The organism is Embleya scabrispora DSM 41855 (assembly GCF_000372745.1).
Taxonomy (GTDB): domain Bacteria; phylum Actinomycetota; class Actinomycetes; order Streptomycetales; family Streptomycetaceae; genus Embleya; species Embleya scabrispora.
The window spans coordinates 36,075-42,693 of sequence record NZ_KB889715.1; the positions used below are offsets into that span (position 1 = coordinate 36,075).

At 72.3% G+C, this 6,619-nt stretch carries 4 protein-coding genes and 2 pseudogenes; 3 read left to right on the top strand and 3 right to left on the bottom strand.

The features are described 5' to 3' along the window. Positions 1-21: 21 nt before the first annotated feature. On the top strand, positions 22-642 hold the full coding sequence (locus A3IC_RS59980) for an ABC transporter ATP-binding protein (protein ID WP_020556376.1): 621 nt from the start codon (positions 22-24) through the stop codon (positions 640-642). 601 nt (positions 643-1,243) lie between these two features. Here the strand turns inward: A3IC_RS59980 and A3IC_RS73260 are convergent. Continuing rightward, positions 1,244-1,429: a hypothetical protein gene (locus A3IC_RS73260; RefSeq protein WP_321184124.1), complete on the bottom strand. Its 186-nt coding sequence runs from the start codon at positions 1,427-1,429 to the stop codon at positions 1,244-1,246. Between A3IC_RS73260 and A3IC_RS73265 the strand changes: the two are divergent. Both A3IC_RS73265 and A3IC_RS73270 read left to right on the top strand, forming a co-directional pair. Further along, positions 1,428-1,682 (top strand): annotated as a pseudogene (locus A3IC_RS73265) (FtsX-like permease family protein); the annotation flags it as partial. The gene A3IC_RS73260 and the pseudogene A3IC_RS73265 overlap by 2 nt on opposite strands. A gap of 754 nt (positions 1,683-2,436) precedes the next feature. Then, positions 2,437-3,042, top strand: a complete 606-nt coding sequence (locus tag A3IC_RS73270; protein WP_020556379.1) for an FtsX-like permease family protein — start codon at positions 2,437-2,439, stop codon at positions 3,040-3,042. Positions 3,043-3,134: 92 nt separating this feature from the next. Here A3IC_RS73270 and A3IC_RS66155 read toward each other — a convergent pair. Both A3IC_RS66155 and A3IC_RS63440 read right to left on the bottom strand, forming a co-directional pair. Then, positions 3,135-3,785: pseudogene (locus A3IC_RS66155) on the bottom strand (IS110 family transposase); the annotation flags it as partial. Between the two features lie 473 nt (positions 3,786-4,258). Continuing rightward, positions 4,259-5,785 carry a serine/threonine-protein kinase gene (locus A3IC_RS63440; RefSeq protein ID WP_158696339.1) on the bottom strand — a complete coding sequence of 509 codons (1,527 nt, stop codon included), beginning with the start codon at positions 5,783-5,785 and terminating at the stop codon, positions 4,259-4,261. Positions 5,786-6,619 lie beyond the last annotated feature (834 nt).

Sequence of the window (6,619 nt, forward strand, 5' to 3'; positions counted from 1 at the left end):
GCGCCGCCCGCCCTCGACGACGTGTCGCTGACCGTACGCGCCGGTGAGGCGGTGGCGATCCTCGGCCCGTCCGGCAGCGGCAAGTCCACCCTGCTCAACCTGATCGCCGGTCTGGACCGACCCGACGCGGGCTCGGTCACCGTGGCCGGCGTGCGGATGGACGCACTCACCGAGGCGGCCTCGGCGCGCCATCGACGAGATCGAATCGGCATGGTCTTCCAGTTCTTCAACCTGCTCGACGACCTCTCCGTCACCGACAACCTGTTGTTGCCGGCCCAACTGGGCGGCCTCGCTCGCGGCCCGGCCCGGCGGCGGGCAGCAGAGTTGCTCGCATCGCTGGGCATCGAGCGACACGCCCACGCCCGACCGGGCCGGCTGTCCGGCGGCGAGCGGCAACGCGTCGCGGTGGCAAGGGCATTGATGAACAGACCGGTGCTGCTGCTTGCCGACGAACCGACCGGTGCGCTGGACACCGCCGCCGGCGCGGACGTGGGGCACCTCCTCACCGAGTTGCACGCCGACGGCCAGACCATCGTCCTGGTCACCCACGACCAGGCACTGGCCCGAGCCTGCGCAACCCGTACCGTCCGGCTCGTCGACGGCCGGGTGGCCGACGACGTCGTGGCGGGATCGACCCGATGAGGGCGCCGGCCCGGGGGGTCCGTTCGGCGGTGCGGCTCCGGCGGGTGCAGACCCTGGTGATCAGCCTCGCCACCTTGATGGCGGTGGCCGCCTCGGTGCTCGGCGGGTCGCTCCTGGTGGCCTCGATCGCGCCATTCGACCAGGCCTTCGCGCGACAGCACGGCGCGCACCTGACCGCGCAGTTCGACGCGGACAAGGTCACGCCCGAACAGTTGGCGGCATCCGCCCACGCGGCCGGAGTCGACTCGTCCGCCGGGCCGTTCCCGATCACCTCGATCGCGCCGCGCGGCGGCCCGGGCACCGAGATCTTCACCGGCTTCGACCTGCCGCCGATGACCGTGGTCGGCCGCTCCGCACCCGGCGGACCCGTGGACGCGGTCACCCTGACCAACGGCGTCTGGGCAACCCGGCCCGGCCAGATCGTGATGTCGATCAGCAACCCACACATGGCCCTGGGCAGCGTCCTGGTGTTGCCCGATCTGCCCGGCGCACCGACGCTGATCGTGGTCGGCGTCGCCCGCTCGGTCGGTCGCAGCGCCGACGGCTGGGTCGCGCCCGCCGAATTCGCCACGCTGACCGGGCCCCGCTCGTACCAGATGCTCTACCGCTTCGCCTCGGCCGACAGCGGCGCCCACGTCGCCTCGGGCCGCGCCTCGGTAACTGCCGCGCTGCCCGCCGGGGCACTGAGCGGAGCCCGGTCCTGGCTCGACGTCCGGCGCGGCACCGACCGCAACACCGCGCTGTTCGTACCGTTCCTGATCGCGTTCGGCGCCCTGGGCCTGATCATGTCGGTGCTGGTCGTCGGAAACGTGGTGGCCGGCGCCGTCGGCGCGGGCGTACGCCGGATCGGCATCCTCAAGGCGCTCGGCTTCACCCCGGCCCAGGTGGTTCGGGCCTACCTGGGCCGGGCGTTGGTCCCGGCGGTGATCGGTACGGTGTTCGGCCTCGTGCTCGGCAACCTGCTCGCCGTCCCGGTACTGGCCAAGACCGGACGGGTCTACGACACGCCGACGTCGAGCGTGGCCCCGTATGTCGACGTCGCGGTGTTCGTCGGAACGCTGACCCTGGTCGCGCCGACCGCGTGCGCGGCCGCGTGGCGGGCGGGCCGGCTGCGCACGGTCGACGCGCTCGCCGTCGGGCGGGGAGCCGGGCCCGGTCGGGGTCGACGCGCAGCCCGGCTGACCGCGCGGCTGCCGCTGCCGCGCCCGATCGGCCTGGGTCTGGCCCACCCGTTCGCCCATCCGTTCCGGGCCGCGTCGATGGTCGCGGCGATCGCGTTCGGCGCCCTCGCAATCACCTTCGCGATCGGGCTGACCTCGACGCTGACCTGGATCCAGACAGCCAAAGACCACCACAGCGCGGACGTGGTCGTCGACGCCCTCGATCCGGGCGACTCGGGATTCGGCCCGCCGCCACCGCGCCCCGGTACACCCGAAGGGCTCCCCGCCGCCACCGGACCCGCCGCGCGGCCGGCGGCCGATCCCGCGACCGTCGCCGCGTCGGTCGCCACGACGATCGCCGCCCAAGCCGGAACCAAGGCGTACTACGGCGTCGCCCACGCACAGGTCACCGTACCCGGCACGGCCGGCGCCACCGAGGTCCTGGCCTTCAGCGGCGACGCCTCGTGGAGCGGCTACCGGATGACCTCGGGAAGGTGGTTCGGAGGCGGTCGCGCCGACCCCGTTCCTGACCGCGGCCGGCGCGCGCATCGGCGACACCGTCACGCTGACCGACCACGGCACGGCGGTCCCGGTCCGGATCGTCGGCGAGGTCTTCGACACCGCGCATCAGGGCATGGAACTGCTCACCGACGCCGCGACGCTCACCACCACCGAACCGAACCTGCGGGCCTCGAGTCACCACATCGCGCTGCGCCCGGGCACAGACCTGACCGGCTACGTGGACGCGCTCAACGCCGCGTTGCAACCGACGGGCCTGTTCGCCCGGGTGGACACCGCCGGTACCAAGAGCGACGTGATCGTGCTGTTGGTCTCGCTCTGCTCCCTGCTCACCCTGATGCTGGTCGTCGTGGCCGGCCTGGGCGTGCTCAACACGGTCCTGCTCGACACCCGCGAACGCGTGCGCGACCTCGGCGTGCACAAGGCGCTCGGGATGACCCCTCGACAGACGATCGCGATGGTCCTCGCCTCGGTCGCCCTGGTCGGGCTCGTCGGTGGCGCCATCGGAGTGCCGGCCGGCGTCGCCCTGCACGCGGCGGTGCTACCCGCGATGGGACACAACGCCGGGATCAACCTGCCCGCCTCGGCCGTGGCCGTGTACCACCCGGCCGAACTGGCCCTGCTGGGCCTCGGCGGCCTCGTGATCGCGATGATCGGTGCGCTGTTGCCCGCCCGCCGGGCCGCCCGCGCCCGCACCGCCACAGCGCTGCGGACCGAGTAGGAGCTGCGGGCCCCTCGGGTGCATCGCTGAGTAGGACCACGCCGGCGAGGTCGTTCGGGTCACCGACCAGACATCCGATGCGTCTGCGGGCGTCGCAGGATCTCGCGGAGCCGGTCGGCCTCGGCCTCGATCCCGCGCTTGCGTCCGGCTCGCCGGACGACCGCGCGCAGTTGCGCGCGGGTGAGCCGGGCAGCCTGCCCGGGGGTGGGAGCGGCGGCAAGGAGTGCGCGGGCCACCGGGTGGCAGAGCCCTTCGCGTACCGACTCGAAGGAGCCCAGGAAGCCGGGAAGTATTCACGCAGATGGGAGCGGAGTTTGTTGCGGCTTGGGTCCGGTCCCAGACGGCGTCCTGCTGGGCGCGGGCCAAGACCGCTATGGCCTTGGCGAGTTCGCTGTCGGCCGGCAGCGTTCGGAAGGCGGCCCGGGTCGGTCCGCAGGATGTCGGCCGGCACCGTCGCGTCCAGATGGTCGGACTTCTTCCGGCTGACCGCGTGGCGCTCCCGGTAGCGGGCGGCGGCCATCAGGTTGATGGCGTAGACCGGTCGCGCGCAGGCAGGCGACAAGAAGACCGCGCGAGGTCTCGATGGCGACCGGGGTCGGCACGTCCGGGCTATCCCCGTGTGTGGTCAATGGTTCAAGGAGTGTGTTCAGGCCGGTGGGGTCGTCGGTGATCCTGGCCTTGGCCACGACGACTCCCTCCCCGTCGACCAAGGCGATGTCATGGTGGTCGCCGGCCCAGTCGATGCCGCAGGTGACGGCCCTTCGTGCGTACGTCCTCTCGGTTCGAGGTGCTGCCCGGTCGCAGTCGAGCAGGGGTCCGCGGCTCCCTGCTGGAAGGGCTCGGTGGCCCGGCATCCGATTGGCCGTTCGTGACCCCAGCAGCGGGCAGGGCTCTCCGTCCGTGAGGGAGCTCGATGGCTCCCGGCCTGTTGAGAGATGACTCCTGCCGGCGACTTGGACCACGATCACCGATGGCCGATCGCCCGCCCTGGGCGAGCGCCCTTGGGGTCCTGGGGAAGATCAATGGGCCGGGAGAGAGGAGGGACGGCGCACGGCCCGTCTGGTCAAAGGACTCCGAGATCCTGGCCCGCAGCAGAGCTCCGCACCGTCCCTGCGCGCCCATCACTTACGTAATCGACCGGGGACATCGAACATGTGGCGGGCGGCAGGGTTCCGTCAACCGGGTGTTGCGGGCGTGTGGGTGCGATCGGCGGTGGTCAGCCTGCGGCGATGCGCTGGAGGAGTCGGAGGAACACGGCGTCGCCGTCCCACTTGCCCTTGGTCTGGGCCTCGACGAGGCTCTGGCGCAGGTCGCGGGCTTTCTCGGCGGCTTTGCCCGTCTCGCCGCCGCGCAGCTTCTGGGCGATCTCGTTCACGTCGCCGCGGGTTTCCCGGGCCAGTTTCTGCTGCATCGACGCGGACGCGGCGGGGTAGGCGGCGTTCAGGTCGGCAGCCAGTTGCGCCGGGCCCGCAGTGGACGGCGGTGCAGTGCTCGCCACGGTTGAGGGCGGCGCGGTGGACGGCGTGCCCGGCGTCGTGGTCGCGGGAACAGGGGCGCCCGGACCCGTCGCGGAGGCCGTCGCCTCGGCACCGCCCGGAGCGGCCGACGCGGATCCGCCGGCGGTGCTCTCGGAGGCCGGACCGGCCTGGTTGCCTCCGGTGTCCACGGCCGCGAGCAGCACGATCACCAGCACCACCGCGAGCGCCGCGCCGACCAGGCCCCCGACCAGCAGCAGGCCACGACGCCGGCCGCGGGGGTCGCCGCTCCGTGCGCTGTGCGGCGGCTCGTCGTCGGACAGCAGCTGCGGCAGCAGCGCAGTGGCTCCGTCGTCGGGCGGTGCGGCCTCGGCCGGCGCGGACGCGGGTACGGGCGGCAGGAGCTGTGTCGCGCTCGCACCGGGCACCGCGACCGCGGCGGAACCCGGCCCGGCCCAGGCGGCCAGTGCGTGCGCGGTCTCGGCGGCGGAGCGCGGCCGGTCCTGCGGGCTCTTCGCCAGCAGCCGGTGGACGAGCGCACCCAACTCGGCGGGGGCGTCGGGGCGCACCGGCGCGACCGGTGCCGGTTCCTCGTGGATGTGCCGGTACAACACCTCGGCGGGGTCGCCGCCGACGAACGGCGGGTGGCCGGTGAGGGCTTCGTACAGCACACAGCCCAGCGCGTACAGGTCCGCCGCCGCACCGCTCGGGTGCCCCAGGGCACGTTCCGGGGCGGTGTACGCGGCCGTGCCAAGCCCCGGCGCGCCACCCGCATCCGGCGCGGTGCCGGCATCGGGGGTGGCGGCGATCCCGAAGTCGACCACCTTGACCACTTGCTCGTCGGTGACCAGCAGGTTCGACGGCTTGATGTCGTGGTGCACCACCGACGCACGATGGGCCGCGGCCAACGCACGCGCGGTCTGCGCGCCCAGATCCGCAACGGTCGGCCACGACAACGGGCCGTGCTCGCGGATCAGCTGCTGCACACTCGACCCGCGCACCAGCTCCATCACCAGGTAGTCCCGGCCGTCGGGGGCGCGGTAGACATCATGGACCGCCGCGATATTCGGGTCGCTCAGCCGCGCCACCGCCCGCGCCTCATCCCGCAACCGCGACCCGGCACCCGGATCCCCGGGCACGGCCGTGAGCAGCTTCACCGCCACCGCGCGTTGCAGCTCGGCGTCCCACGCCTCCCACACCTCGCCCATGCCACCCCGGCCGAGCAAGCACACCCAGGTATATCGGCCACCGAGCTGCCGCGTCTGCACAGGTCCACCCTTTCGAAACCATCTTTCGCGCCACCGGTCGATCACCGGCGCCCCGGACCCTACCAACCCACCGACGGACGAACACCCGGCAGGAACCGGTGCCTCCAGGCAAGTCGAGCATCGGTCACAGCCGTCCGAGGGAAACATCCGTGTCGCCCGTCATCGACCCCATGACCGTCCGTTAAGCTCGCGCCGCCACACAGGTTTCGACTCTTCACGGAGGGCAGGACGGCAAGGATCAATCGCGAGCGTCTCGTCGGAACGCTGACGTTCTGGCTGCGTCCGGCCTTCGCGTTGCGAGTCGTCAACCGGTTTCAGCGGATCGTCGGTTTCGACCGCTCGATGGCCCTGGCGTCCAGCGCCCTCACCGCACTGGTTCCGCTCGCGGTCCTCGGNAGCGCCGTCCTGGGCGACTTCGTCCGCTACGACNCCGCGGAGCGGATCATCAAGCGCTACCGCCTCACCGGAGCGGGCGCCGAGGCGGTCGACTCCCTCTTCTCCCCTGCCGAAAGCGCNAACGCGAGCGTGGGCACCCTCGGGCTGGTGTTCCTGCTGATCTCGGTNCTGAGCTTCGCGCGAGCCGCCCAGCGGCTCTTCGAACAGACATGGGAACTCAAGCCCCTCAGCGTGCGCAACACGCGAAACGACCTGTGGTGGATCCTCACTTTGGGNGGCTACACGATTGTCATCGGGTGGCTTTCCGCCGTCCTCGGCGGGAGCGGGCAAGGTCTGGTGGCCGCCGCCGGCGAGGCACCGGTAACCGCCGTGTTTCTTGTCTGGAGCGGCTGGATCCTGTCGGCGAAGCGGATCACGTGGCCCGACCTGATCCCTTTC

Coding starts and splice junctions, on each gene's coding strand:
- A3IC_RS73260 (WP_321184124.1), bottom strand. CDS start 1,429: ATGATCAGGCCCAGGGCGCCGAACGCGATCAGGAACGGTACGAACAGC.
- A3IC_RS73270 (WP_020556379.1), top strand. CDS start 2,437: ATGGAACTGCTCACCGACGCCGCGACGCTCACCACCACCGAACCGAAC.